The organism is Streptomyces sp. SID14478, from assembly GCF_010548525.1.
Taxonomy (GTDB): Bacteria; Actinomycetota; Actinomycetes; order Streptomycetales; family Streptomycetaceae; genus Streptomyces.
In genome coordinates this window covers 1-830 of the sequence record NZ_JAAGMG010000458.1, presented here as the reverse complement: position 1 = coordinate 830, position 830 = coordinate 1, and the positions used below count along the sequence as shown (strand labels likewise).

Here is an 830-nt window from a genome sequence, read left to right as displayed (position 1 = left end):
CCGCGCCCGCGTCGCCTGGCTGCGGGCCGGCAAGCGGCGCGCGGTGCCGCTGCGGCTGCGCACGCTGCGCTCCCGCGAGGCGACGCTCGCCTCCAAGCAGGGCCTGCACAGCTACGACCGGGCCGGGTTCGAGACGGTCGTCGACCCGGCGAAGCTGCTCACCGGGCGGGCCAGCACCACCTGGAACCTGGAGCTCGGCGCGTACGCGGGAAGTCTGCTGCCGCGCACGGGCCCGGTCCGGATGAGCGGGTCGTGTCCGCTGCCCGTGCGTCACCTCGACGACTTCGTGCGGATCGCGCCCACCGTGCAGAGCGGCAAGCTGCGGCTGCGCGTGGAACAGCTGCAGGCGCGCCTCGTCGAGCACTCCTCCGATGGCGAACGGGTGCGGATCAAGGGCGAGTTGACGGCCGGCGCACCCGGCGGACTGGTCGCCGTGCGCGTCGAGAACTGGCGCACCAAGGAAGCCCACGACCTGCCGGTCACCGTCGACGGGCGCACCTTCGCCGCCGAGGTGCCGCTGGCCCTGTTCGGTGCAGCGGAAGGCGGCGCCGACCCGTGGGGCGTCGGCCTGGTCCGCGAGGGCGGCGCCTGGTCCACGCTCGCCGTGCGCCCCGACATCGCCCCCGGGCGGTACGGGATCGGCGGCGGCCGCGAGCTGATGGTGCTCGCCAACCCGTCCGGCAACACCGAACTGCGCGACCAGACGGTGCGCCCCGTCGTCGACACCGTGCGCTGGGACGACGGACCGCTGGTGCTCGCCGGCAGCTATCCGGGCGCCGGGCCGCGCGAGCTCGTGCTCGCGCACAGCGGCCACGCCGAGGAGACCGCCG

General features: G+C 75.5%; 1 pseudogene. It reads left to right on the top strand.

Annotated elements, in window-relative coordinates:
• Window positions 1-830, top strand: a pseudogene (locus G3I40_RS15290) (CDP-glycerol:glycerophosphate glycerophosphotransferase); the annotation flags it as partial.